This window comes from Anaerosporobacter sp., assembly GCF_031551385.1.
Lineage (GTDB): Bacteria > Bacillota > Clostridia > Lachnospirales > Lachnospiraceae > Anaerosporobacter.
In genome coordinates, this window is record NZ_JAVBNS010000034.1 from 42,230 (window position 1) to 69,045 (window position 26,816).

The window sequence follows — 26,816 nt, forward strand, 5'->3', positions numbered from 1 at the left end:
ATTACTTTGTACCTCCTTTTTTATTAAATCCTATTTTCAATTTTTTTAATATACTTGAAATTGCAATAAAGAAGATAATAGATCCCATGATGATATCGATAACTTCTGTAGGTGCTCCAACAAGGTTCATACTCTTTCCACCAAATTTCATAGCTCCATAGAATAGACCTGCAAACAATACACCAATTGGATGTGTTGCACCAATCATCGCAACAGTGATACCTTCAAATCCGTATCCTTCTTGCCCTGCAAACTCACTAATACTATAGTTATAACCAAGTACTTGCGTTGCTCCAGCTAAACCTGCAAGAGCACCAGAGATCGCGATTGCTGTAACAATAGCAACTTTAACATTAATACCTGCATATTCTGCCGCATTACGGTTAAAACCAACTGCACGTAAACGATAACCAAGTGTTGTTTTATTAATAATCAAATAGATAACAATTACTGCAATTACTGCAACAATGATACCCCAGTTAACTTTTTGACCTAAAGAAGCTTTCAGACTGCTTAGTGATAGCCTTGCTGTTTCTTCTACTTTCTTACTAACTTGTTTCCCTGTATCATTAAATAACTTACTCTTTACAACATAGTTTGAGAAGTAATAAGCAATCCAGTTAAACATAATCATACAAAGAACTTCATTTGCTCCTAATTTTGCCTTTAAGTATCCAACAAGTGCTCCCCATAATGCACCTGCTAATGCTGCAGCAAGTAGACATAATGGAATATGAATGAATGCAGGTGCTTTCACGGAAACACCTACTACCATTGCCCCTACAGACCCCATAACGAACTGACCTTCTGCTCCAATGTTAAAGATACCTGTACGGAACGAGAACGCAACGGATAAACCTGTTAGTATTAATGGTGTTGCATATACAATCGACTGTGCAATATTCTTAGGTGAACCAAAAACACTCTTAAACAATAATTGATATGCCTCAAATGGGCTTACTTTAACAAGAATAAGCATAATCGCACCAATCGCAAAACCTACTAAGATTGAGATTACTGTATATAATGCCTTATTATCTTTTGCTGTCTTCTGCTTTCTAATTGCAGGTTTTGAATTATTCTGCTCCATTCACGTCACCTCCCGCCATCATTAGACCTAATGTATTCTCGTCAGCATCTTTACCTAAAACACCACCTACAATCTGGCCATCAAAGATTACTTCAATACGATCTGATAAACTCATAATCTCATCTAATTCAAAAGAAACGAGTAATACTGCTTTGTTCTTGTTTCTTTGCTCTACAATATAACGATGCACATATTCAATTGCACCTACATCAAGACCTCTTGTTGGATTAACTGCAATTAATAAATCCTTATCATTTGTCACTTCTCTTGCAATAATAACCTTTTGTTGATTACCACCTGATAATTGACCTGCCGGTTTCTCTGCTGAATCATCTGGACGAACATCGAACTTCTCGACTAATTCTTTCGCATGTTCAGTAATCGCTGTTTTATTCATAAATCCCATGTTTGAGAATTCTTTTTCTGCATAGTTTTGTAATACCATATTCTCTGCAACAGTAAAGTCAAGCACTAGACCATGTTTTTGTCTATCTTCTGGAATACTAGAGATTCCCTTTGTGAAACATTCTCTTGGTGATTTATTAAATGTATTCTCTCCAAGTAAGGTAACTCGTCCACTATCAGCTTTTCTAAGTCCAGTAAGTATCTCTACTAATTCAGACTGTCCATTACCATCAATACCTGCTATACCAACAATTTCACCACGTTTTACATTGATATTAAGACCTTTAAGAATCTCTACCCCACGATAATCTTTCGCTCTTATATCTTCAACATTAAGTACAACTTCACCTGGCTCCATGTCTTTTTTATCAACTTTGAATTCTACGTTTCTACCAACCATCATAGAAGCAAGATCATTCTCATTTACTTCATCTACATTTACTGTATTAATGTATTTACCTTGACGAATAATTGTACAATAATCCGCAGATTCCTTGATTTCTTTTAACTTATGCGTAATCAAGATAATGGACTTGCCTTCCTTCGTAAGATTATGCATAATCTCTACTAATTCAACAATTTCTTGTGGTGTTAAAGAAGCTGTTGGCTCATCTAGTATCAAAATCTCTGCTCCACGATAAAGCACTTTTAGGATTTCTGCTCTTTGCTGCATACCAACGGAGATATCCTCAATCTTTGCATCTGGATCTACTTTAAGACCATATCGCTCAGAAATTTCAATAACTTTATTTCTTGCTGTTCTGATATCAACAACGCCTGCACCTTTAAGCGGTTCCATACCAAGAATAATGTTCTCTGTTACTGTAAATGGTGGGATTAACATAAAATGCTGATGCACCATACCAATACCTAGCTCAATAGCCTTGTTTGGTCCATCGATTGAAACTGGTTTTTCATTAACGAAAATCTCGCCTGATGTAGGTGTATACAATCCGTATAGGATGTTCATAAGTGTACTTTTACCAGCACCATTTTCACCTAAAATTGCATGAATCTCCCCTTTGTGTACTGTTAGATTCACGCCGTCATTAGCCTTAAATTTACCAAACATCTTAACTATATTTTTCATTTCAATTGTTTTAGTATTTAAGTCTACATTTGAATTTTTTTGCACGCGAAAACGCCCCCTTCTTCCACATATTTATATTTAGGTGAGTACGTATTTTCATCATAATTCACGTAGCTCTCCTTATATCTCCTTTTTATGTAACCACATAAGACTCTTGTCCCCATAGTCACAAGCAGAACACAGTAAGATTGCTTTTAGATTATAACAATATCTCTCATTCCATTATTGTAAGCAATATCATATAATTGATTCATATATTCCTGTGTCGGTGTTTCATAAGAACGATACTCTTCTCTTACTCCGATTGGTCTGTACTTAATTAACTTGTAACGAATGCCTTCTTGTTTTCCAAGTTCTTTTAACAGTTTACTTGTCTCATAGACGGTATTCTTTACATCATATAGCTCTGGTACAGCTACAGTACGAACTTCAAACAACTTGTCACATTCTGCTAGATATCGCAAATTTGCTATTACCATATCGTTATGAATACCGGTTACTGCCTCATGCTCTTTCCTGTCAAATGCTTTCACATCTAACATAACTGCATCAACAACATCCATCAATTCTTTATCGTTCGAGAAATCATATGTTCCATTGCTGTCTAGCATTGTAGAGAGATTCTCTTTCTTTGCTAATGCTAACAAATCAACAAGAAAATCTCTCCACAAGCTACACTCGCCTCCTGATACCGTTATTCCCCGAATATACGGTATATTCTTCTTCACTTGTGCAAATACTTCCTCTGGCGTCATCCTTGACGTCTTCGGTGAACTCCCATAAGGGCAATGATGAAAACATTCATCACAATTCACACATTTATCTCTATCATATAAGATTTCCCCATCAACAAACGATATTGCACCTGTCTTACAATACGAAAGGCATGTTCCACATTGTGTACAAGTTCCTATTGTTTCTGGGTTATGGCAATACTTACAATTAAAGTTACAGCCTTGCAGAAAGACAACAGTACGGTTACCAGGTCCATCTACAGAACTAAAACGTATTATTTTATTAACGATTGCTGTATTCACTTACACCACCTACCGTACTTTACGCTCTAGTACATGAGAATTCTTAGAAGCACCAAGCCCAAGCGCTGTAGTATCTTGTAATACATTCTCACCTTTCTTTAATTTCTCCATCTCTGAACGTTTAACAAGATATCCTGTTACACGAATGACATCACTATCTTTTTCATAGAAAGACATATAACGAACTTTATTCTCAAAAGCTCCTTTAATGATATCAAGCAAATAGTCCATATTCTTATGCACTGTTGTATCAATTGGGAATATATCACCGATTCCCGATGGAAAATACTTATGAAACTTCGCACTATGTGCTAAGTGATCGATTAATTCTTCTGGTTCTTCACCAATTGGGATTCTACATCCAGGACTTGAACCAACATCTAAATCAATTCCTACTTGAGCATGTAGCAAGAATCTCTCGTCTGCACCATAGCAATATGGGCTTACATGATTCTTATTAAACTCATTAATGATATCCATAATGCTAACACCTAGATTATCTGCAATTTCAGAATGTCCATATCTTCCTTCCTTGCCTTCTTTTTCAAGAAGTGTATTCACACATTCTGCCATTCCAACTAATCCAAACATCGCTGTGAATTTTTCTTTTTCAATAAATCCTTCTCTTGCTAGGAAGTTACTTTCGAAGAATCCACTTTCCTCTACTATGAAACGTATTCTTTCATCCATATATGCTGCCATAATCTCTAACGTTTCCGGTAATACTTCCTTCTTAAAATGTTCTATATTATCTGCTTTCTTAGCAAGGTTTCCAAGTAGTACTCTGCATAGTGTATAAGAACCGCCTCCTAAGTTAAGACCATTATAGCAACTAGCAATTACATAGTTTTCTGATAGCTCCTGTACAAACATCTTATGATTTGCAAAACTTGGTTTTGCAGTCTTTAATGCTGTATTAATTGCGAATAATGCAAAATCATCTGGAGTAATGTCTTTATCATACTTTAATGTTATATTTGGAACTGCATTCTGAAGTTCTGCTTCCACCTCAAGAATCAATCTTCCTGCTTTCGTATCTCTTGGCCCTATATTCGCATGACAGAAAGAATCTAGTATTGTTCTATCAATATGTGTTAAGAATAAGCGAATTGCTTTCTTTGCTTCTGCTTCATCTACGACAAAAGGTTCAAGCAATTCATCAATGCTTCCTACATACACAGGGAAATTCGTTACACTAGGCACATGTTTATAAAAAATCAACAAAGAGTTCACAGCTTCCCATATATCCTTTGGTGGGTCTAACTTTAAGAACTTACTCCCGTTTTTCATAAACTTAGCGTAGTCTGGAATAATATATCTTGGACGTAAAGGCGCATGCCCTTCATTCAAATCACAGATAATCTTATCCGCCGAGCATAAATTTAAGCGTTCCTCTAGACCTTCTGGTAATTCAAGCACTTCTAGTAATGAATCCGCATGGTTTGCCATAATAGTGACTTTTTGTTCATGTGTCAATGTTCTGTTCTTAATTGTATTTAGCATCTCGCCTCTTGTTGCATTTACTCGCTCCATACTAATATCACGCATACTTTAAACACCCTTTCTGTATATTCTTTATCTTTTCTCGACTATTTTATTTTGCCCCAAATCGCTTATTTTAGCCACACAGACACCATAAGTATTTCAGAGCACATTCCGCTATATTATATTATTATTATACAATTTTTCGCCTTTAAAAGCCACCCTTTTTGTTTAAAAAACACAACGTATACCCTTTCTCATTTCCTTTAATCCCCTAAAGCAAATAAGAAAACATACACCGTTTACTCATTCATAACACTTTTATTATCAAAACAAGGAGGTTGTCCATTTATTACAACATAGGACTGCCTCCTTGCTTTACTCATATTATTTAAATAATAGTAACATACTACTTAGCCATACTGATTAGTCTAAAGTATATACTTCACCATATTTAGCTTCAAATTCTTCTTTTGTTTCAGGAACTACGATTTCTCCTGAAGCAATTTTTGCTTTTAATTCATCAACTTTAGCAAGAACTTCTTCTGGAAGTAAATCAACTGTAGGTGCAATATCAATACCATTATTGTCCATACCATAAGTTTGGATTCCACCGATAGCGTCACCTTTTATCATCTTATCAACTAAGTTATAGATTGCGTTATCACATCTCTTCATAACAGATGTAATTACGTTTTCTGGAGCTAAGTATGATTGGTCAACGTCTACACCGATAACATATTTTCCTTGTTCTTTCGCTGCTTCGATAACACCACTACCTGTACCACCTGCTGCTTGGAATATAACGTCTGCGCCGTTTGTGTACATTTGAACTGCTGCTGCTTTACCTGCTGCTGCATCTCCAAATGAGTTTGCATTGTATTGTTCAACAGTTGCATCTGGATTTGTATCAAGTACACCTGCCATGTAACCATAAGCAAATTGATTCATTACTGGAGTTGACATACCAAGTACGAAACCAACTTTGTTTGTTTCAGACATCATTGCTGCTACAGCACCAACAAGATATGAACCTTCATTTTGTTTGAATAATAAGCAAGATACGTTTGATAAATCTGCATTTGTTGAATCATCAATGATAGCAAATTTTTGATCTGGATAAGCTTCTGCTGCTTCTTTGATTGTATCAGCCATTAAGAAACCACAAGCAACGATTAAGTCATTTCCTTGATCTACTAAAGTTTCAATGTTAGAAACATAATCTGCTTCTGTAGCTGATTCAAGGTAACTAACTTTAACGCCAAGTTCATTTTGTGCTCTTTGAAGACCTTCCCAAGCACCTTGGTTAAATGATTGGTCATTGATACCACCTACATCAGTTACCATTGCGATTTTGAAAACTTTCGTATCATCTGTTACAGTAGCATCGTCTGTAGTAGTTGTGTCATCAGTTGTTGTAGTGTCATCTGTCTTTGTTGCGTTATCTGTTGTAGTGTCTTCTTTTGTAGTGTTCTCTTTTTTGTTATCATTGCTTTTACCGCATGCAGTGAAAGCTAAAACAACGATAAGCATAAGAGCTACAAGTTTGGATAATTTTGTTTTTTTCATTGTCTTCCTCCTTATTTTGCACCCAAGGGTTGCCATAGTATAATAATAACTTATACACTGTATTACATTTTACTATAATACTATTATATTCGCATTTTTGCAAGACAAATCTTCGCACTTTTTATAACATTTTATCACTTTTATATACAGTCTGTTATTGTAAATCTTTTTTATCATTCCCCTTATTCATCTTTTTATCTCCTTCTAATTGTATCAATATATAAAACGTTTCAAATTATTAGATATCCGTAATTGGCATTTATTGGTGCTTCTGTACCTATATCCGTAAGTAACCCACTTATTTCCCTGTAACTTGCACGGTATCTCTGTGAGATGTATAGACAACTTGCTTTTGTTTCATACGGTGCTGAATTAAGACATTCAATAATATAATCTGCTAATTGCTTATCAGGATGTCTAATATAAACTGGATACTGCAACCTTCTTTCATACAGCCACATTACTACTCTTCTCCCTCCCAAGGCCAAGGCCTGTCATTCCAAGACAAGTACTCTTCCCTCTTAATACTATACACATCAAGCGAATCATAAAAACGATTGTATTGATTCACTGCCTTCGTGCGGATTTTCTTATACGCTTCATAATATTCATACGCTGCCATATCTTCTGGATGCGTATCCAAATACAGCCTAACATCCTCCATTGCAAAACTAACTGTTTGAATTTTATTGAATAATCTCTCTTTATTAATCACACTCACCCGACTCTCCCTCTTTCCCCTTATATGCCTCTATCAATTCAGGAAAAATGCTCCCCTCCCGAAGTGCCGTATCTGCGTCATATACATAACTCCATTTTTGCCTCGCAACATAAGCAGTTACACTTACATTCCCCTCGATTCCTTCCAACGAACTATATCTATACGGAGCACCACTCATGATGACTACCCCCTCAAACACACTGTGTTAATTCTCATAAAATATAGTATGTTCCTTAAACCAAGTTGTTCCTAAAGGTATAACGCTTTCTACTAACAGAATTCAGAACTATTAGGTTTTCCTCATTTACCCTAAAATATCGCCCACCTAATTTAACAAAAATTCAAAACATAAAAAAAAGGAGCTCTGCATCATAGACAATTTCAATCATCTACTTCGCAAAAACTCCCCTTTATTATTTTGATCCCCTATTAATTCATAATGAATCCAAAAAGATATTTATTCATTCAATACCTCACCCGTACTTGTGTCTTAGCAACGTAGTATGCAAAACTTCATAACTTAAATCTGCTTCTTCGCTGGCGTACTATAACTAAAAAACGATAGCAAAACACCTATAGAACTTCTTAATGTGTACTTTAATAACCTAGGAAGGCGAGGCATGGACGCCGAGCCAGCCTGAGCTGAGGCAGGATGCCGAATCGAGGGCGTTTCCGTATCACTTTGATATCTCGCTGTACACATTTAGAAGTTCTTAGGTGTGACGCGTGTTTTGTGTTATAGTACGCCAGCGAAGAAGCTGTGAAAACCCAAAAAGTTTTGCTCAACACCCTAACCCCCAAGTACGTTCAACACAACCAAATGAATAAATATTCGCCTAGTTTTTAATCCATTTGATTAGTTGAATTACAAAAATATTTACAAGTGACAATCCATAAATAGTAAGAAATTGTACGCCAGTTAATGCTGATACTTTGAAGACTGGTGCAAGAGCTGGGATAAGAAGTACACCATTAATTAGTATAAATCCAAGGGCAAATGCTCCCCATATAAACTTATTATCAACGATTCTCTTGCTAAATAAAATCGCGCGGTCAGATTTACAGTTGAATCCGTGAACCAATCTCGATAAACATAATGTAGCAAAAGCCATCGTACTAGCCGTTGCCGCGTCTACTTTATAACCTACATAGTAAGCAATCATTGTCATACAGCCAATAACAAAGCCTTCCTCTAATATATCTATTAGGAATTTCTTTGATAGTATAGATTCATTGACCCTACGCGGTTTGTCCTTCATTACTTCGCTTGTATGAGGATCAAGTCCTAATGCGATTGCTGGTAAACTATCTGTAAGTAAATTGATAAATAGTAAATGAACCGGTGCAAATGGAACTGGTAACGCCATAAATGATGCATACATAACAGCTAAGATACCTGCCATATTACCCGATAGTAAAAACTTAATAGCTTTCTTAATATTTAAATATACATTTCTTCCGTTTTCAACAGCTTTCACGATTGTTGCAAAATTATCATCTGTAAGAACCATTGCCGCCGCATCTTTCGATACTTCTGTACCCGTAATACCCATAGCAACACCAACATCGGATTGTTTTAGAGCAGGAGCATCATTAACACCATCACCTGTCATCGCAACTACATTTCCTTTGTCTTGCCATGCTTTCACGATACGAATCTTATGTTCTGGCGAAACTCTTGCATATACAGACACTTGCTCAACGAATTCTTGTAATTCTTCATCAGATAACTCTTCAATCGCACTACCTTCTACTGCTATTGTTCCTTCTCTAAGGATACCAATTTCCTTTGCGATTGCTGATGCAGTAATCTTATGGTCACCTGTAATCATAATTGGTCTGATGCCTGCTTCAACACATTTGTAAACGGCTTCTTTTGATTCTTCTCTTGGTGGATCCATCATTGCAATTAAACCTAGGAATATTAAATTGTTTTCATCTTCTACACTAACAGATGCATCATCTAATGTTTGGTATGCAAATGCTAATACACGTAAACCCTCTTCTGAGTATTTTAGATTCGCAAGTTGTATTCTTTGCTTATCTGCTGAAGTAATTTTTGCAACTCCAGATTCTGTTTCAATATAATTCACTCTATTTAACAATACATCAACAGCACCTTTGGTAATCATACGCTTCTTTGAAGAAATCGAATGAACCGTTGACATTAACTTACGATCGGAGTCAAATGGAATCTCTGCAATTCTTGCATAGGTTTCTCTTGTCTTTGCAATATCCATACGAAATGCTTTTGCAAAATTACATAATGCAACTTCTGTTGGATCTCCAATCTCTACGCCATCTTTGTTTGTAGAGTCATTACATAAAACACTGTATAGAATCAATTTATTATCAAGTTTCTCTTCTAAACGTCCATTATCAACTACATCTTTATTGTAATCTTTATTATTTGCATAATAATGCATAACGGTCATCTTGTTTTGTGTTAATGTTCCTGTCTTGTCAGAACAGATTACGGATACACTTCCAAGACCCTCTACTGCTTGTAGCTTACGAACAATCGCATGTTCTTTTGCCATCTTTTGCGTACCAAAAGCAAGTACAATTGTTACGATCGAACTTAGTGCCTCAGGAATTGCTGCTACTGCTAACGCTACTGCGAATAGGAATGCATCTACCACTTTCTCTCCACGAGATATGCTTAATACAAACACAATAGCACAAACTGCTAGGATAAGAATTGATAACTTCTTACCAAAGTCATCTAGGTTTCTTTGTAATGGTGTTTTCTTTTCACTTGCATTGTTAAGGAGATTAGCAATCTTACCAACTTCTGTCATCATACCAACACGTGTTACAAGGAAGGTTGCACGTCCATATGTAACGTAACTACCTTGGAATACCATATTTTTTTGATCGCCTAAAGGAACTTCTTCTTCCACTGTAACATCTTCTTTTTCAACGCTTGTACTTTCTCCAGTTAATGCACTCTCATTCACTTGTAGACTTGCGTTCTCAAGAATTCTACCATCTGCGCAGACATAATCGCCAGCTTCAAGCATTACAATATCACCAACTACTACATCTTTCGAAGGTAATAAAACAGTCTCTCCATTACGTATTACTTTCGCAACTGGTGCGGATAACTGTTTCAAGCTACTAAGCGATTTCTCTGCTTTTTTCTGTTGCACAGTTCCAAGTATCGCATTCATTGTGATAACTACACCGATAACAATTGAACTCTCTAAGTCACCAAGGCATGCTGCAATAATTGCAGATATCATAAGTATGATAACAAGAAAATCAGCGAATTGTTCAAGAAAAATCTGTAATGTAGATTTCTTTTTTGCTTCAACTAATTCGTTTGTACCATATTTCTTTCTTGCCTCTTTTGCCTGTTCTTCTGAGTGTCCTTTCCATGATGTTCCGAATTCTCGAATAATCTCTTCTTTTTCTTTTTGATATTCTAACATATAATCCCTCCATTTTTTCATGTTCCGAGATATACAGCCTATAGAAGCGCAAAAAAGCAAGACTTCTGCTGTAATTATCCTACAACAAAAGTCTTGCTACTCAAGTCAAATACTCTTTGACCTTATCACGATACCGGATTCTATATCATCTATAAAATCGTACTGACGACACCGCAAACATTTTTCAATGTCAGCTACTCCCTTTTGATTTTCTTATTCTATCAATTTTCGTATCCAAGTGTCAATTCTTTTTCCGATTCTTAACGAGATTTTAACAATTGAGAATAATTCTTTTATTTATTCAACTGATTCATATAAAGCAATAGAATCTATATATCTTCCTTCATCAGTATCTCCCATTACTACCGCAATATACATCTCATTATTAACAATTGCTGCTGAAACTAAACATTTTCCTGCTTGATCCGTGCTTCCTGTCTTTAAGCCGATTGCTCTCTCATAGAAAAATTCACTTGAAGAATCCAGTAACAGATTCGTATTCTGCCACGTAATATCAGTCCCATCCGGAAGACATACTCGACTTGATTCCTTCCCCGCTATTGTTCTAAGAATCGCATCTTCCTTCGTACATGATAAAAATGCTTCCGCTATCACTCCTAAGTCTCTTGCTGTACTGTATTGACCTTTATCGTCAAATCCATCTGGTGTTGTAAAATGTGAATCCGCAGCCCCAAGTTTTTTTGCCTTTTCATTCATCTTCTTTATAAATGCATCCACTGCTGTTTCTGTACTAGCAGAGTTATCCCCCACAATCTTCCTTCCTGTATAGGCAGCTAACACATACGCAGCATCACCACCAGAAGGCAATAGCAAACCTTCTAATAGCTGCTCTATTGTGGCTTCATTTCCTTGATAGATTCCTGCTCTTGAAGCATTCGAAGGAATTAATGAAACTTCCTCTCCTACTGTAACAATCTCCTCTGCTCTACAATAATCAAGAACAGTAAGCGCAGTAAGCATCTTCGTTGTACTTGCTGGTGCTATTTTATCATTCTCATCTAACGCACTTATAACCTTACCTGTCGTTACATTTATAAAGAAAACATTTCTCGCTGTTACCTCTTCTGGCAACTCCTTTGTTACACTTTCCTCCTTATTATCTATAACGTCCGAAAAATCCGAATACATTGCCATCTCTTTTGAATAGTCCTCGTCCTCTGCATGCGCATAAGCCTTCGCATTATCATAGGAATATCTTCTCTCAAACCCGGTAACCATCACACTAACGAAAATCAATGCTGACAAAAACACTGTCGGCATAAAATCACGCCTGAGTTTCTTTCCATTCTTCATCACTTCAATGCCTATCATTCTTCGTATACTTGGAAATATATTCAGTACAATTTTCGCAACTACATATCCAACTACAACACCAATCGTATTAAGAATTACATCATCGATATCCGTTTCTCGTCCCAAGAATAACTGCAATCCCTCAATTGTAACGGATAACATAGCACCTGCCAAAATTGCATGAGCACCACGTTGCATCTTTCTTGATAATAGTGGAAACAAGATTCCGAATGGTATAAACATCGCTACGTTTCCAAACAAATTCAATGGATTCCCCAAACCATGCCTTATTACACGAAACGGCGTAAAGTTTGCACTAGAAAAATCTACAGTAAGATGAAATCCATATACAGGTGATACGGTAACTGCTAAAATTACCGTCAGATAGATACCAAACATAGCCATAATTGTTCTCTCAAACCAACTAACTCTTTTCCCTTTCCATAACAACATTCCTTCAAATACAAGAAAAAACAGAATGATTGCTAAAACACCTTTTCCTAAATAACCTGTTGCATCTAATATATAACCGAACATTCTAACCAACCTCTTTCTATAAGTGATAACATTCTAAGCGACACTACAATCGTCTTTTCCTCACTATATAGCAAAAAGATGGAGCAATGTTGATTTTTGCTCCATCTCTAACGTTTCGGCTTCTATATATATTATAGGAATTACGTTTAGGCAATACAGACTACGTTCAGGCATAAAATACCTTGCGTCGTCCTAGCTCTTTTCTTCTATCTACGCCACATACTTATACTTTGTACAAATGCATCATCTTTAAAATAAGAATTCCATAATATATCATCATGCTTCTTAATAATCTTATTCACAATATCCAAACCATTTCCCCTGCCAAGCCCTTTACTCGTTGTTCCTATATGAATTCCACTCTTCATTACGGACTCTCTTATTGGGTTTTTCACGCTAAACTGTATCTGTCCATCCTTTTCCTTTATCGTAAGTTCCATGTATCCATCTTCAATAAAGGCACATTCTTCCCTTGCATTATCGATAAATATACCCAGAATCCGAATAATATCTGATGTATTCGTTAGATAAGGCAAAAAGCTCTGATCGGATATCGTTATCACCTGAAGTTCTTGCTGATAGTTTTGCGTTTCCAGATACTTATAATATAGAAATGCTTTTAAGGATTCATTCGCGATTTCTTGCAACGACACATATAAATCATTCCTGCGAATTTCATTTCCAGCGAAAGGGGCGATATTCTCGTAGTAATATTCCTTCATTTCTTCATCATTACTACGTGATACGTAACCCCCCATCGTAAGGAATATATTCTTTAAATCGTGCTTCATCTCACGTATTTCCATCATATTCTTATTCATATCCTGCTGATATCGTTCAATACTCTCTTTCTCCAGCTCTTGAAACTGCAAATGCTCCTTTAGGCGTACTGTTTGAATCAGCAAACGAATGTAAAACAATTGCACGCCAATAAAGAACGTATAGCAGACAACTTGAATCAAGATTTCTTTACTCCCACCAGTGCGCATACTTTCATAATCAAAGAAATCCAACACAAGTAAAATCAAACCAAAGAATATTGGCATAATAAATAGATATCGTCCAATTTCCTTATATTTTTCACTGAAAGCACGAACGTTTTCTATATACATGGATAAGATCTTCTTCATTACTAGCAAAACACCTGCAAATATAACGACGAACGACATTGCAAGCAAGCACAAGAATATCATCTTCTGCATATTATTCAGTTTCCATTGTTTTGACCAATCATAATACATGCGTCCAATACCTTTTTGATAGATAAAGCCAAACAGGTAATAGCTCAGTATTCCAGAAAGAAAGGAAATTACGGATTGCAGTGCTACTGTCTGTAGCTTCCCATATCTTCTTCGTATTAATATGCAAAATAGAAACCATGCACTAAAAAAGAGAATGCTTTTACCAAACACCTGGTATTCTTCATAGTATTGCATTATCGCCATGACCGATGTGAACAATATTATATCAGAAAAATGCAATGTCACATATCCAATTACTTGAATTGTAACCGCCATAACAACAACCTTTAACATCGATGCTGCAACTGCACTTCCACCCCAGCTTAATCTGACAAACCCTGGATAGTAAAAAAGCATGCAGCTAAGTGCAATTACAATACACAGACATCTCTCCAAACGCTCTATCTTAGCAGCTTGCTTCGTACTATGTTCTATCATATAGAAGACATAGCTCCATATACTAGCCATTACTAACATGATTAATGCAAATCGAAATGGATATAACACTGGTCGTCCTATCCTGTTTACTAATTCAGCCATCGTTTCACCTCTGCTCGCATTCGCACGGCACATGGAATACGCTCCCCATTCGATAAGCAGATGTTCATACCATCTAGCCCTACCATATGTTTACGATTTGCAATAATAGATCGATGCACCCTTACGAATTCTTCTCCTAGCTCTGTCAATATATGCTCCATTGTATCACGAACCGTTATACATGAGCCATCTACTGTATGATAGGATATTCCATGAGATACACTCTTTTCGGATTCAATATATAGAATGTGATTCTTTTGAATTGCCAATGTTTCATCGATTCCGATTGCTAATTCTACACTTTCGTTTTCCTCTATTACTTCTCCTACTGAGGAAATTGCCATCTGAATATATCTTCGATATCCATCACTCAATTTATCCAAATCTGTAGTTTTCTCTAAGAATCCAAACGGCTCTACTCCACTTTGTAATACTTTCATTGCCATCTCATGATGATTTGTTGCAAATACAATCTTAGCCGCATATTCTTGGCTCTTAATCCGCTTCGCCACATCAATTCCATTTAATTTTCCTGTACCTAAATCCAAGTCTAAGAACACTAGATATGGACCATTATTGTTTTTCATGTACTGCAAAACTTCTGCACTATCTGTAGATACACAGGCAACTTGTGCTGTTAAATCATAACGACTTATCACTTCATTAATTCGTTCTGTTGCTAATTGTAATATAAACCGATCATCATCACATAGTATGATTGAAATCATTGTCCCTCTCCCTCAACTAACTCAAATTAGACATTTAGTAATTACTACCTTTTGGGTTTGATTATATAGTTGTCTAATTTATTTGTCAATGGCATGAGAATCAGTATAATCATTACTGTAAATAGTAACATAATGATATTATCCTTGAACATAACTTCACGAATCGTCGGTGATAGATAACGAAATTCTTCTATATGATTGTGTATCGCATCAATTATTCGTCTAGCACTATTAAAGTCAGACCATTTCGTAGGAACATATTGTAGTGGAAAGAAAGCAAATTCTTTTGCTGTAATTACAATTCCCATTATTGCACAGATACAAGGTATTACTTTCCTCATAAGTAATGATAAATGAATTACCTTCCATATGACAGCAGTGCCTCCAATCAGCCACGGTAAGAATAACAGATTACCAAGCAGACGTACAATAAGATTCTGGTCAACGATTATAAACGAACTCCCTAATGAATATGTCATTACTAATTGTTCTGCATACTCCCTTCCCCTTGAACTATTACCATAATCTAGCTGCAAATAATGAAATGTTGTCTTTTCCTCTCTTGATTGTATCATAACAATCGGATAACTTGTATCGAGGATTCCCCTTATATAGTATTCCTGTTGCTTCGTTCCTGCTATTTGCTCCCCATACAATTGACTACTATCGCTATCCGTTTCTTCCATAATAATCGACTGACCAATGATATCCAAACTTCCAAACAATTCATATGCTGTGCCTTTGTCTAAGATGCACCCTTCATAATCTTCTTCATATACATAGTTTCCTCTACAAATCTGAAGTGGCAGAATCTGAGCCATATTTCCGTAAGTTAAATACTTTGTTATATCCTTGCTCTTTTCATACCTTGTATCCATAATCGTCCTATGCTCTTCCATTTCATACGCTGTAATCTCAGGTAATTCCTCTGTCTGCGGTATCATTTCCACTTGTTCCTTTGTTACTGCCTCTCCTTGTAACCTCACACTCACACTTTGATAATTCTCTTGCAGTTCATAATATTTTCTAACAGCAGTAATGTAGCAAAGAATTACTAGTATAAGCAAAACTATGTTTTTTACCTTCCATCGGCTCACTTTACTCATACGTCCCTTTACGAACACGGTCGCCCTCCATTATATTTCGATTGCTTCCAATAATAATTTCTTCATCTGAATCTAGTATATCGTTAATAACTGCTGTTTGATAATCTTTCCTATCTACAACAACATTGACACGATAGGCTTTGAATTCCTTACCAAGCACTGTACTTATTTCTCTCATAGCAAACACATATGTTCCTGAATTATCACTTCGAAGTGCTGTTATTGGTATACAGTTATCATATCTCTCTGTCACCTTCGTAATTACAAATTGCCCTACTGCTCCTGGTGCATAATCTCCCTCAGGAAGTTTTGCCGTCATATCATAGCAATCTCCTTCTATATTATAAGTAATATCGATTACTTCACCACTCACAGACTTCTTCCAGCCAGTAATCTGACAACTCACTTCATCACCGTTTTGTACATATTCTAAATAATCCTTCTCAAAACTGCCAACGAATACGGAACAACTTGGTGTGATAATAACTTTCTCATTTCCCACAAGCATTGCTCTTTGTTCTATGTCAATCGTAGTAACCAGCCCATCGATATTCGCTAACACCTCTCCATTTGCATCATATATTTGATTTAACGTTTCTAACACTTCCGCTTTTGCTTCTATATCCTTTTCTAATTGCTCCATCTCTAGTTTTGCTATCTTTGAATTAATCTCCTCATTCTTTGTCTCTAGCGATTTACTCTTTCTATAATCAGATAGCCTATCTTCCGCATCTTCTAATGCCCGCTTTGCAGTCTCTACTGCATCTTCCTGCGCTTCTAAACTTTCTCTCGCTGCGTGTATTCCGTCCTTGTCCTCATACACTTTATCCAGCAACTCATCCATTGCTTTTGCCTTCTTTTCCATTACTGCCTTTTCTTTCTCTTCCACCTTTTTCTTCTCTGTAGTAATATTATTTACAGCACTCTTTGCTTTCTCGACTAATTTCTCTTGTTCTTTCGTTACGTCCTCCACTGCTTTCTTAGCTTTCTCGACTTCTTTACTCTTTGCTCTATATGCTGTTTCATCAACTATAGAGGAATCCAAGATTGCTGTGGAATACTTCTTATATAAAGTAGCATCACTTCCTAAAGGATTTCCTGCCAGATAATAAAAATATGTTGTTGCTACTTCTGAAATCTCTGTATACTTCGTTGAGATATTACTAAGTTGTTTCTTTGCATTATCTACTGCATCCGAAGCCTCTTGTATCGCATTCTCTTCTTCTAACTGTTGCAGTTTATATCGATTCAGTGCTGAATCATATTCCAAATCACTAGAATCCACTTTAGCAAGTTCTCGCTTTGCTTCCTCCATTGTTAATTTCCATCTTGCCTTTACTGCTTTCAGATTGTTTTCTGCCTTCGTCACATCACTTTGCGCATCGCTAATTTTACTCTTAATCTCAGCGTATGCACTCTTTCCAAAGTACGTAACATAGATATTCTCTAAATCTGTATTCATCTCACTATACTTTTGACTCTTTGCATGTTCTTCTAATACATTCATATACTGAATTAATGTCGTTTTCTTGAGCAGTACTTCATCTAATTCACTCTGCACCTCTGCAAGTTCCTCTTTCGCCTCCTTAATCCCTGTTTCCTTTGTTTCTAGCGCAGCAGAATATGTTGCTTTTGCATCGGACACTTGCTTTTCATATGTTTCCTTCGTTTCCTCATATGCTTGTTTCGCCAAGTCATACTCCTCTTGTGCTTTCTCATACTCTTCCTTCTGCGTCTTACTTAACGTACTCTTAATTAGTGCTAACTTTTCCTTATACTTCTCTTTTGCTTCTTTGTAGCTATCCTTTGCCTCTTGATAATCCTCTTTCGCCCGTTTAACTGCTTTTTCTTCCTCACTACCATCTGCACTTTCATTTTCTAAAGAAGCCGTCAAAACTACCTTCTCATATGCGCTTTTGCTCTTCTCGTATTCGTTCTCTGCTTCTTCTATCTGCTCCTTCAACTGCTCCAAATCATAACAAAATAGCCTATCCCCCTCTTTCACACCTTGCCCCTTCTTCACATACACTTCCGCCACTTGAAGATTCGCAAACAAATCGATATAAACAGCATTCGCCGAATCAATCCTACCATCACCACCAATCTTATACGTTAATGTACTCTTACTTGCTTTCTGTGTAGACACAAGTGGCACAGTTAAACTGGCACTGATACGAGAAACTGCGGTAAACAACACCATTAATATCATAAAGATAGCAAGGTATTTTCCAGCTTTTTTCTGTAGCTGACTCCTTCCTGTCTTGTTATCAACTTTATTCATGGTACTCATCCTTTCTTACTATACTCAATGAATTTTGAAATTTCTTTTTTTACTGGACAACAATTATCAATACACTAAATACTGAATACATATAAAGTCTTTCTGTACTTACCTACCAGCAACGTAGATATGCAAAACTTCATAGACTTAACCTGCTTCTTCGCTACCGTCCTATAACTAAGAAACGATAACGAAATACCTATAGTACTTCTTAGTGTGTACATTCGTAACCTAGGAAGGCGAGGCACGGACGCCGAGCCAGCCCGAACTGAGGCAGGATGCCGAATTGAGGGCGATTCCGTGACCCTTGGATAATTTATCTGTACACACTTAGAAGTACTTAGGTGTGTAGTGTGTTTCGTGTTATAGGACGGTAGCAAAGAAGCTTCGAAAACGTAAATAAGTTTTGCACTTACCTACCTACTGCTTAATCCCAGAAGCCACAATTCCCTGCTCCAAATATTCTTGCCCGTTGATAAATAATAGTAACGCAGGTAACATCATAATAAATGATGCGACAAATGATACCCCAACTTTATCCGTTGATATCTGTGGCAAATACAAGGATAACGGCCAATACGATTTATCACGCAAAAACGTTAATGGCTGTTCAATACAATTCCATAACTCCACAAACGATAAAACTAACGCAGATATAATTCCTGCATTTCCAAGTGGAATTCCAATATGAAAGAATATATAGCCCTCTCCTGCCCCATCTAACCTTGCGGCTTCCAACATTTCCTCTGGAATTCCCTTAAAAAACTTTGTCATAATGAATACAGGAAATGTAGAAAATATCGCTGGTAATATAATTGCTAGATGTGTATTTAATACATGTATTTTATTGAGCACCAAGTAACTTGAAACTATCGTTACTTGAAATGGTAATATCATTAACACTACATATATATAGAACAAAATGTTTTTACAAGGGAAGCGATACCTCGCAAAACTCCATGCCGCAGGTATCGCAACGAAACACTGTCCAAATATCGCAGGAAGTACTTGTTTACAGGAGTTCCAAAACATCACAAAGAATTGCGGTGCATCAAACAGCAATTCTACAATCGATTGCAGTGTCGGATACAATGGCACTACTGGCCAAGTTACATATCCTTCCCCTTTGTTTAGTACAACACCTATATATTCCGTAAGTTCTTCCCCTCGCATCAGACAGCCGCTTATTACCATGTATATAGGTATCCAAATAAGCAAACCGGATAGGATTAAAATGATATAAGCAAAGATGTGTTTTTTATGAGAAAACCCCTTTTTATTTCTCATTCTGAATCCCCCCTTCCTGTCATCTTCTGTATTGCAATAATAACCGTCAGAAGCACGATTGCCACAAGTACTGCGCCTGCGCACATCTTCTGAATATCCAAGCTCGTAAACCAGTTATTAAATACATGCTGTAACATATAGATGCTCTCATGCGGATAATCTCCAGCTATTAAATACGCCTCACGAAATACTTTAAAGCTATTAATCAGCGACAACACAGTAACAATAAATACTGTCGATACAAGATTTGGTAACGTAATGTATATAAATTTCTTCCACCTTCCAGCTCCATCAACGGAAGCGGCTTCATATATACTCAGTGGAATTCCATTTAACCCCGCAAGCCATAGAATCATGTCGTATCCTATGTTCTTCCATATATATGTGAATACTAATATGTAGAATGCTTTACTAGAATTCATCCAGTCCGTTCCACCTCCACCCACATAGGCAAGAAGCTGATTCAACATTCCATACTTATCAAAAAACACTTTCCATAACAGTACAATTGATGCCGCCGGAATTACCATCGGTATTAAAAATGTTGTTTTTATAAAGTTCTGCAACTTCTTGATTGAAAATAATAGTATTGAAAATAGTAATGACAAGGCTAATAATAACGGAATACACACTAAGAGAAATCTCCCTGTATTCTTTGCTGCTAATTTAAATGCTTCATTCGATAATACCAATCTATAATTTGCTAACCCTACAAACTTCCTTGTCATCGTTTCACTAAATGATCGCCTAACTGCATCTACAAATGGAATTAGTACGAATAGTAAAACTCCTAGAAAACTTGGAAGTAAAAATCCAAGACCAAGCATGGATTCCTTTCTTGCACGTTTTGTATGAACGTATCTACTTATTCCAGTCCTCATTCTTCTTCCCATGCATACCACAAGTTTATTTGTGACACTGCTCCAATACGTATGGTTGAAAGAATCGATGAGCTACAGGGACTCCTTTTTCTTTATTTTCTTTCAACACTTCTACCCAAAAATCAGATTTAGACAATGATGCAACCAATTTATGCCCTACTTACATCGTAATCACATTGCTCATTATCAGGCTAATGTAAGAATAGCATATAACTCTCTAAATAATCTTTAAAAGGTCTTATGAATTGAATATAACTTGTATTTTTCCTACCGCTGGCATATAATAGTTTTGATTACTAGTTTTCAATACTAGATGACATGATATTACGAACCAATATTCTGTCGTTTTTAGAGAGGGGCATGATTCAGTAATGAAAAAAAATCAATATTGGTATCCTTTGGATAATGCAGGCAAGATATTTCCCGCCGTATCAAAAGACAGTAGAAGCAGTGTGTTCCGCCTCTCCTTTTATCTGAAGGAAGAAATTAAGAAGGATATCTTAGAGGATGCTGTCAATCAAGTACTACCTAGATTTGAAACATTTGCAGTAGAATTAAAGAGTGGATTATTCTGGTACTACTTATCCGCAAACAAAAAACATTTTTACGTAGAGGAAGAACCTGCTGTCCTTTGTAAATTCTTCTCTTGGCAGAAGAACAATGGATATCTATTCAAGGTTTACTACTTTGATAATAAAATTACACTAGAAACATTTCATTCACTAACCGATGGAACGGGTGCTATGGAATTCTTAAAATCCATCGTATATATGTATTATGAATTACAAGGCTTCACATTGGAACACGAAGGACGAATCCGTAGCCAACTTCCTCATGATGTAACTGGTGAAGTTGATATGTTCGTAGGCTCTTACGATAAATCCAATAAGAAAAATCTTACGGAAGAACCTGCTTATCACTTATCAGGTGAGAAATTCGCAAACAACTTTTCACTAGCAATACGTGCCCAAGTACCAACTGATGCACTCCTTGCTGTTGCCAAGTCCCATGATGTCACAATTGGTCAATTTGTAACGGCTGCCTTTGCTTACAGTATCTACCGTTGTAGCCTTGGTTGCCGCACTAGCAATAAACCAATTAAGATGTTTGTCCCTGTTAATTTAAGAAAGTTCTTCCCGTCCAACACATTGCGTAATTTTTCGCTCTACATAAAAGCTACTTTCGCTGGCAAAGAGTCTTGGACGTTCGAGCAAATGCTTGCTTCCACCAAAGAACAATTTGCCGATCAATTAACGAAAGAGGATTTGCATAGGCGAATTAATTCGAATGTAAGTATTGAGAAGAATCCATTTATTCGAATTCTTCCTCTTGCTATTAAGAATTTTGCCTTTCAAATCGGTTACTACTACTGTGCAGAGAATATCAGCACATACTATATCTCCAACTTAGGAAACGTTACGTTACCGCCTTCACTCGAAGCATATGTTGATGACGTTGAGTTTGCACTAGGTGGAACTTGTATGGCAATTGCATCTATTAAAGGGCACACAAACCTTATGCTGAATTCCGATTATAAAGATATCACAACCATTCAGCATTTCCTAAAGATACTAACTGATGCAGGCGTCCCTGTTACCATTGATACGAACTATAGGGAGGGATTAGATGAGATATTGTAAAACATGTGGAATACATTATCGTACTCCTATTCATAGTTGTTTGTTCTGTAATAATACACTTGAGGATATGAAATTGGAAGCAACGCAAACTGGACAGAAAGAAAAGCAACTTGATTCAAAACAGACGAATTATAAAGAATTTGATGCAAAATCGGATATAGAATTATATACTGAACATAATTTTAGTAACGATATGAAATTCTTCTATCCTGCTATGAAATTAGAACGTTCTCGAACAAGAAGCATTCAAAAAGTCCTTTACTTTTTCCTACTTCTTGGTTCACTCTGTTGCCTTGGAATTGATTTATTCTATACGAATGCTTCCGATAGCAGATTAGAATCTTGGTCGCTTTATGTTTTATTCTCCTGCTTGTTTGGTGCTATCATTATTCATACGCTGTCCAAACCCTCCAGTTTTCTTAATAAGGTCTACCAAATCGGATTATGTACTTGCCTGTTTCTTGTAGCAATCGCCTTGTTAGGTAGGAATTATCACTGGGCACTTGATTATGTCTTACCGTTTGGACTTCTTGCGCTAAACATTCTAGCTACTTGCTGTATCTTCGGTAGCAAGGAGCGTATGTTCCAATATTCGATTTATGTATTCGGAACGAGTATGTTAGCATTTATACCACTTTTATTATATTTCTTATCGGTTATTACGACTGGCTGGCCAGCTCTTAGTTGCTGTCTATATGGCGTACTTACGTTGTTTGGATTGTTTTTCTTCTCTAACAAAGAAGTAAAGGAAGAACTAAAAAGAAGACTGCACTGTTAGTAGGAACACTTTAAAAGTAAAGAAACCAAGTCAGAGCAACCATACTTGGTACTTGCTCTGACTTGGTTTCTTTCTAAAATTCTATTTTGCTTTTACTGTTGTTTTGTGGTTTAACTTATAAAAATATTTTATTTTACTGTTACTTTCGTTGTTTTTACTTTAACTCCATTCACAAAAACGATTACCGTATCTGTTCCTGTTGTTTTTCCTGTTGCTTTCACGCTAAGTTTTCCACCACTCTTTGACTTCGCAATAACAGCAATATCTTTCTTTGATGTATTCCAACTAATTGCTGATGATTTATAACCATCAACTTTAATTGTATATGTTGCTGTCTTCTTATTAGCTATTGTCGTAGGTGCTTTCACAAAGGTAATCGATGGATTCTTAACCGTAATCGCTACTTTAAACGATGTTGTCTCACCTGTTGCAGTTGTTAGTGTAACGGTAATTGTTGCTGTTCCTTTTGCTACTGCCGTTACTGTACCAGCAGAAGACACTTTTGCTACTTTAGTATTGCTAGATTTATAAGTAACCTTTACTTCATTTGAACTACTTGCATCACTGAATGCAGTCACTTTCTTTAATGTATCCGGAAGAGTTACAGCTAATTTCACCGTCTTATTCGTAACATAATCTTCTGTTCCTTTTACGGTTACTGCATATAGTGTTTGTTTCTTTGTTGAAATCGTAGCCTTAGAAAGTTCTGTGGCTATATCTGCTGAAACATCTTCGTAAATAATTGCATAAGTTGAGAATTCATCTGTTTCAAATGTAAGCATTCCCGTAGCATTATCATAACTACTTGAAATCACAGTACCTACACCATTATGAATTCTTACTAACTTATAGTTTCTAGTTACGTTCTTATCCTTGTTTTTAAGTTCTTCTGGTACTGCAATACTAATGTTAACTGTACCGTTTGGATTAGTTATCTTTTCTGCTTCCTTATTTCCAACCTTTTTAAATAAAGAGATATCAACATAACTTCCTACTATGTAATTCTTCGCTGCTGTATTCATTGTATTCTTAACTACCGACTTATCTTCTTGACTTACTGTTCCTTCAATATCTTTCACTTCTAAATAAACTTTAGCTGTAACACCTGCTTGGATTAATGCCAACTCTTCTTTTGTGAACACTGCTGTTTTTAATTCTGTTAGATTATTGTTTAAAGAAGCTGCTGGTGCTCCTTCTTCAGATACAACGTCTTTTTGGACATCTTCAGCAACTGGAGTTGGGTCTGGTGTTTGGCTTGGTGTTGGGTCTGCTGCTTTTACTATGGTAAAGCTTACATTAAATGTTTCCTCAATACCATTATCTCCAGATACCGTCACTGCCGCTGTACATCCTCCTGTTGATGGAATTCCAGTGATTGGTCTTATCTCAAACGTTTCTGTACCACCTACAGATATATCAGTTATTACCTCCTTAGATAGCACGAAAACTGATTGATCTGATAATGCAATATTCAATTTCCCTGTTGCTGCATTTCCTGTGTTTTTAACTGTTACAACTAACGCTTTTTGTTCATCGTATCCAACAACTGCATTTGGGAATTTGTAGTCTGTAGATGGGTCTAAGGAAATAGAATATTTTAAATCTGCTTCTACAGTAAGGCTTATATTAAGTGTTTCATTAATACCATTATCTCCAGATACTATAACTGTCGCCGTATATGTTCCTTCTGTAAGCCCTCCATTATATCCTATATAATATGTAGCCTTACCACCTACAGCTATATCAGATATTATATTCCCAGTTGCTAGTTTAAAACATGAGGCATCTTTACCCGATAATGTAATGTTCAATTGCCCTGTTGCTACAGTTCCTGTGTTTTTAATTGTTACAGGCCAACTTGTCACTGTTACTGGATTATACCCAACAACTGCGCTTGGGAATACGTACTCTGTAGATGGGCTTGAAGAAATAGAATAGGTTTCGTCATCATTAGTACCAGTAACAACACATTGTGCATCTATCTTTTCTGCAAGATTGTCTTTGGTAATAGAATTTGAGCTTCCACTTGCTCCATCTCCTGACCACTCATATTCATATTGGTCAGCTCCTGCACCTACTGCAGTAATCACAAGGCTTTTACCACCTAAAACTACATCTCCACTCGTAATATTTGCTGAATCATAGGTAGCACTTATGGTCGAATCTTTCGCAGTTCCTGCATCACTAACAGCAAACTGTATAGTATAGTAATTCAATGTTTCAATTACTCCGTCATCATTTATCTCAATTATCCTTCCTGTATTGTTTTCACCAACATAAACCTCATACTCTCCATCTGCCACACCAGTAAATTTAACTTCTCCATTAGTGCCTGTTCCATTATAACTACTGATACCTGATTGGCGTAGAGTAACTTCTTCATGTGAATTATATTTACTACCATCTTTATTCATATTGATAGTAACCGAACCTGTTTCAATCTTAAAATTTGCAGTAAGTGTTACATCTGCACCAGAAGGTATTGTATATGTTGTACTAGAGCTATTACTATCTGCAATATTGGAATCAGAACCTTCCCAGTTCTCAAATTCATACCCTGATCCTTCTGTAGCTGTAATTGCAATTGTATCTAATGATGTTGGTTTAATAGAGACTTTTCCAGCAGTAGACGGATTTGCTGTAACTGCAACTGTTCCCTTTGGTACTGTTATTTTTGTTAGAGCTGAGCACCCCACAAATATTCCCTCATCAATACTATCTACAGTAGATGGAATTGATATCTCTTTCAAGTTAAAACAGTAAGCAAATGCTCCTCTACCAATATCTGTTAATCCCTCTGAAATCACCACGCTTTCCAATTTCGCAAGGTTTTGACATCCGTATTCTGGAATCCCTGTCACCTCTCCCCCTATTTCAATTGATTTCACCGCCCTCGTATCAATACCTGAACCCATATTCCTGTACTTATCCATTCCCTCATCCATTGTTATCGTCAGTTTCCCTGTGTCTGTATCAAAAGAATAGCCCGTTCCTTCTTTTACTTCTGCTAACACTGGTAATGGTGTCACTGTTAACACCATTATTACTGCCAATAAAACTGCAAATATTCGTTTTGATAGTCTTGTTTTTTTCATAATCATTTTCCTCCTTATAATTTAGTACTTTAAAATTGTAATGAGTCTCTGCCTATATAAATGTTCTATTCACCAAATTTTTGCGTGTTGCTATTCGAACTGTAGGCATATGTCTTATAAGCATTATAACAACCCCATGACAAACTGGTGACAAACTCAAAACCCCTTTTTCCCAAAAAATTTGGCTTTTCCGTAAATTTTTTTAAGAAATTCGCCCACATCTGCACTTTTTTCTGTGCAAATGTAGGCGAATTCTTAATTACTATATCTTATTGTAGTTTATCTCTTATCGTTTATTTCAGCCGTTTATTTCTTCACAACCACTACTTTCTTGCCTTGCGCTGTCTTAGTAAACAACTTCTCATATGCACTTACTTTTGAACTTGGTACTTTGATTGTTAATTTTGTATTCGCATATAATACATGATCTCCAAGTTTTTTAAGTTTTGTACTACTGATAATTATTGTCTCTAATGCTTTGTCATGGCAGAATGCATGGTTTCCGATTTCTTGTAATCCTGTTCCGATTGTTATCTTCTTAAGTGCTGTACACTTGTAGA

20 protein-coding genes are annotated in these 26,816 nt (G+C 36.3%); 2 read left to right on the top strand and 18 right to left on the bottom strand.

Features of this window, described 5'->3' with window-relative positions; genetic code table 11:
• Position 1 precedes the first annotated feature (1 nt).
• From RMR19_RS04405 to RMR19_RS04480, 16 genes are all read right to left on the bottom strand, one after another.
• Entirely contained in the window at positions 2 to 1,090 is a 1,089-nt protein-coding gene (locus tag RMR19_RS04405; protein WP_310602284.1) for an ABC transporter permease, read from the bottom strand.
• A complete protein-coding gene (locus RMR19_RS04410; protein ID WP_310602304.1) occupies positions 1,077 to 2,585 on the bottom strand; it encodes an ABC transporter ATP-binding protein in 1,509 nt (502 codons plus the stop codon). The genes RMR19_RS04405 and RMR19_RS04410 overlap by 14 nt, the downstream gene beginning before the upstream one ends.
• Positions 2,586 to 2,779: 194 nt before the next feature.
• The gene (locus tag RMR19_RS04415; protein WP_310602285.1) at positions 2,780 to 3,622 is read right to left on the bottom strand and encodes a YjjW family glycine radical enzyme activase; all 843 of its coding nucleotides are present in this window, start codon (positions 3,620 to 3,622) and stop codon (positions 2,780 to 2,782) included.
• Between the two features lie 9 nt (positions 3,623 to 3,631).
• Positions 3,632 to 5,170, bottom strand: a complete 1,539-nt coding sequence (locus RMR19_RS04420; RefSeq protein WP_310602286.1) for a YjjI family glycine radical enzyme — start codon at positions 5,168 to 5,170, stop codon at positions 3,632 to 3,634.
• 360 nt (positions 5,171 to 5,530) lie between these two features.
• Positions 5,531 to 6,673 carry a BMP family lipoprotein gene (locus RMR19_RS04425; RefSeq protein WP_310602287.1) on the bottom strand — a complete coding sequence of 381 codons (1,143 nt, stop codon included), beginning with the start codon at positions 6,671 to 6,673 and terminating at the stop codon, positions 5,531 to 5,533.
• A 230-nt stretch (positions 6,674 to 6,903) separates the two neighbouring features.
• Positions 6,904 to 7,134 carry a manganese catalase family protein gene (locus tag RMR19_RS04430; RefSeq protein ID WP_310602288.1) on the bottom strand — a complete coding sequence of 77 codons (231 nt, stop codon included), beginning with the start codon at positions 7,132 to 7,134 and terminating at the stop codon, positions 6,904 to 6,906.
• A 2-nt stretch (positions 7,135 to 7,136) separates the two neighbouring features.
• A complete protein-coding gene (locus RMR19_RS04435; protein ID WP_310602289.1) occupies positions 7,137 to 7,394 on the bottom strand; it encodes a spore coat protein CotJB in 258 nt (85 codons plus the stop codon).
• Positions 7,381 to 7,572: a spore coat associated protein CotJA gene (locus RMR19_RS04440; RefSeq protein ID WP_310602290.1), complete on the bottom strand. Its 192-nt coding sequence runs from the start codon at positions 7,570 to 7,572 to the stop codon at positions 7,381 to 7,383. The genes RMR19_RS04435 and RMR19_RS04440 overlap by 14 nt, the downstream gene beginning before the upstream one ends.
• A gap of 658 nt (positions 7,573 to 8,230) precedes the next feature.
• Complete coding sequence (locus tag RMR19_RS04445) at positions 8,231 to 10,828, bottom strand: cation-translocating P-type ATPase (protein WP_310602291.1); 2,598 nt, start codon at positions 10,826 to 10,828, stop codon at positions 8,231 to 8,233.
• A gap of 297 nt (positions 10,829 to 11,125) precedes the next feature.
• Positions 11,126 to 12,679, bottom strand: a complete 1,554-nt coding sequence (locus RMR19_RS04450) for a VanZ family protein (RefSeq protein WP_310602292.1) — start codon at positions 12,677 to 12,679, stop codon at positions 11,126 to 11,128.
• Between the two features lie 206 nt (positions 12,680 to 12,885).
• Positions 12,886 to 14,493 (bottom strand): GHKL domain-containing protein, encoded by a 1,608-nt coding sequence (locus tag RMR19_RS04455; protein WP_310602293.1) that lies wholly within the window; start codon positions 14,491 to 14,493, stop codon positions 12,886 to 12,888.
• Positions 14,448 to 15,188 (bottom strand): LytR/AlgR family response regulator transcription factor, encoded by a 741-nt coding sequence (locus RMR19_RS04460; RefSeq protein WP_310602294.1) that lies wholly within the window; start codon positions 15,186 to 15,188, stop codon positions 14,448 to 14,450. Before RMR19_RS04460 ends, RMR19_RS04455 begins: the two co-directional genes overlap by 46 nt.
• Before the next feature lie 44 nt (positions 15,189 to 15,232).
• On the bottom strand, positions 15,233 to 16,312 hold the full coding sequence (locus RMR19_RS04465; protein WP_310602295.1) for a hypothetical protein: 1,080 nt from the start codon (positions 16,310 to 16,312) through the stop codon (positions 15,233 to 15,235).
• On the bottom strand, positions 16,287 to 18,575 hold the full coding sequence (locus RMR19_RS04470; protein ID WP_310602296.1) for a biotin/lipoyl-binding protein: 2,289 nt from the start codon (positions 18,573 to 18,575) through the stop codon (positions 16,287 to 16,289). The genes RMR19_RS04465 and RMR19_RS04470 overlap by 26 nt, the downstream gene beginning before the upstream one ends.
• Positions 18,576 to 18,995: 420 nt before the next feature.
• On the bottom strand, positions 18,996 to 19,862 hold the full coding sequence (locus RMR19_RS04475; RefSeq protein ID WP_310602297.1) for a carbohydrate ABC transporter permease: 867 nt from the start codon (positions 19,860 to 19,862) through the stop codon (positions 18,996 to 18,998).
• Entirely contained in the window at positions 19,859 to 20,743 is an 885-nt protein-coding gene (locus RMR19_RS04480) for a carbohydrate ABC transporter permease (protein WP_310602298.1), read from the bottom strand. The genes RMR19_RS04475 and RMR19_RS04480 overlap by 4 nt, the downstream gene beginning before the upstream one ends.
• A gap of 371 nt (positions 20,744 to 21,114) precedes the next feature.
• Here RMR19_RS04480 and RMR19_RS04485 point away from each other — a divergent pair, with 371 nt between their 5' ends.
• Positions 21,115 to 22,383, top strand: a complete 1,269-nt coding sequence (locus RMR19_RS04485; RefSeq protein WP_310602299.1) for a hypothetical protein — start codon at positions 21,115 to 21,117, stop codon at positions 22,381 to 22,383.
• Positions 22,370 to 23,161, top strand: a complete 792-nt coding sequence (locus RMR19_RS04490) for a DUF6320 domain-containing protein (protein ID WP_310602300.1) — start codon at positions 22,370 to 22,372, stop codon at positions 23,159 to 23,161. The genes RMR19_RS04485 and RMR19_RS04490 overlap by 14 nt, the downstream gene beginning before the upstream one ends.
• A 128-nt stretch (positions 23,162 to 23,289) precedes the next feature.
• Here the strand turns inward: RMR19_RS04490 and RMR19_RS04495 are convergent, their stop codons facing one another.
• Both RMR19_RS04495 and RMR19_RS04500 read right to left on the bottom strand, forming a co-directional pair.
• Positions 23,290 to 26,256 carry a leucine-rich repeat protein gene (locus RMR19_RS04495; RefSeq protein WP_310602301.1) on the bottom strand — a complete coding sequence of 989 codons (2,967 nt, stop codon included), beginning with the start codon at positions 26,254 to 26,256 and terminating at the stop codon, positions 23,290 to 23,292.
• A 306-nt stretch (positions 26,257 to 26,562) separates the two neighbouring features.
• The coding region (locus RMR19_RS04500) for a leucine-rich repeat protein (protein WP_310602302.1) at positions 26,563 to 26,816 on the bottom strand (254 nt) is incomplete at its 5' end.

Coding starts and splice junctions, on each gene's coding strand:
- RMR19_RS04405 (WP_310602284.1), bottom strand. CDS start 1,090: ATGGAGCAGAATAATTCAAAACCTGCAATTAGAAAGCAGAAGACAGCA.
- RMR19_RS04410 (WP_310602304.1), bottom strand. CDS start 2,585: ATGAAAAATATAGTTAAGATGTTTGGTAAATTTAAGGCTAATGACGGC.
- RMR19_RS04420 (WP_310602286.1), bottom strand. CDS start 5,170: ATGCGTGATATTAGTATGGAGCGAGTAAATGCAACAAGAGGCGAGATG.
- RMR19_RS04425 (WP_310602287.1), bottom strand. CDS start 6,673: ATGAAAAAAACAAAATTATCCAAACTTGTAGCTCTTATGCTTATCGTT.
- RMR19_RS04430 (WP_310602288.1), bottom strand. CDS start 7,134: ATGTGGCTGTATGAAAGAAGGTTGCAGTATCCAGTTTATATTAGACAT.
- RMR19_RS04440 (WP_310602290.1), bottom strand. CDS start 7,572: ATGAGTGGTGCTCCGTATAGATATAGTTCGTTGGAAGGAATCGAGGGG.
- RMR19_RS04445 (WP_310602291.1), bottom strand. CDS start 10,828: ATGTTAGAATATCAAAAAGAAAAAGAAGAGATTATTCGAGAATTCGGA.
- RMR19_RS04450 (WP_310602292.1), bottom strand. CDS start 12,679: ATGTTCGGTTATATATTAGATGCAACAGGTTATTTAGGAAAAGGTGTT.
- RMR19_RS04455 (WP_310602293.1), bottom strand. CDS start 14,493: ATGTGCCGTGCGAATGCGAGCAGAGGTGAAACGATGGCTGAATTAGTA.
- RMR19_RS04460 (WP_310602294.1), bottom strand. CDS start 15,188: ATGATTTCAATCATACTATGTGATGATGATCGGTTTATATTACAATTA.
- RMR19_RS04470 (WP_310602296.1), bottom strand. CDS start 18,575: ATGAATAAAGTTGATAACAAGACAGGAAGGAGTCAGCTACAGAAAAAA.
- RMR19_RS04475 (WP_310602297.1), bottom strand. CDS start 19,862: ATGAGAAATAAAAAGGGGTTTTCTCATAAAAAACACATCTTTGCTTAT.
- RMR19_RS04480 (WP_310602298.1), bottom strand. CDS start 20,743: ATGAGGACTGGAATAAGTAGATACGTTCATACAAAACGTGCAAGAAAG.
- RMR19_RS04485 (WP_310602299.1), top strand. CDS start 21,115: ATGAAAAAAAATCAATATTGGTATCCTTTGGATAATGCAGGCAAGATA.
- RMR19_RS04490 (WP_310602300.1), top strand. CDS start 22,370: ATGAGATATTGTAAAACATGTGGAATACATTATCGTACTCCTATTCAT.
- RMR19_RS04495 (WP_310602301.1), bottom strand. CDS start 26,256: ATGAAAAAAACAAGACTATCAAAACGAATATTTGCAGTTTTATTGGCA.